Annotated in this window: 1 protein-coding gene; it reads right to left on the bottom strand. The window is 58.2% G+C overall.

The window, feature by feature from the left end; all coding sequences use genetic code 11:
• Window positions 1-171: 171 nt before the first annotated feature.
• Window positions 172-408 (bottom strand): twin-arginine translocase TatA/TatE family subunit, encoded by a 237-nt coding sequence (locus tag KDM41_18485; GenBank protein ID MCB1185413.1) that lies wholly within the window; start codon window positions 406-408, stop codon window positions 172-174.
• Window positions 409-619: the final 211 nt, after the last annotated feature.

Raw genomic sequence — 619 nt, 5'->3', positions numbered from 1 at the left:
AGCTGGGCAAACGGATCAGCGACTACGACAAGAGGAAATCCTGGAGCGAGATGAACTGTGCCGATCTATTGAAGGCGCTCAAGAGCGATCAAGAGAAGCGCAAGAAACACTGAGCGGTCGAAGCGGTGAGATGAGCGGCGCCGTCGGCGGCGTGGCGGGCGCGATCGTCGCTCAAGCGTCTTTCTTCTGTTTCTGACCTACCGGGTGAACGACCTCTACATCGTCGACCTTGTCCGCGAGCTGCTTTTTCGGTGTGACATCGACGTCGTCTTTGCCTGTCGCGGCGTTCTTGAAGTTCTTGATCCCCTTGCCCAACGCCTCGCCGATCTGCGGAAGCTTTCCAGCCCCGAAGACGAGCAAAAGAATCGCCAGGATCAGGATCATCTCGCCCACGCCGATCCCACCGATGAATGCGAACATCGTGGGCACGGCGGCGAATGCTGTGGCTGACATTTCGTACTCCCTCACGCTCGTTGTTCGAGCTCGAATTCGACTCAAAGTGTATGCACGCTTTCAAGGGCCGGTCAAGTACGGCGATACCTTGGCCGGCGCGGGAATGAGGTGGATGCGGCGCGTGGAGGGTCAGAGCCCGATCTTCTTCTTGAGGTTGTCGAGCTTG

This window comes from bacterium, from assembly GCA_020440705.1.
Classification (GTDB): Bacteria; Krumholzibacteriota; Krumholzibacteriia; order LZORAL124-64-63; family LZORAL124-64-63; genus JAGRNP01.
The sequence above is the reverse complement of the archived record's forward strand: the minus strand, read 5'-3'. Positions and strand labels throughout refer to the sequence as shown.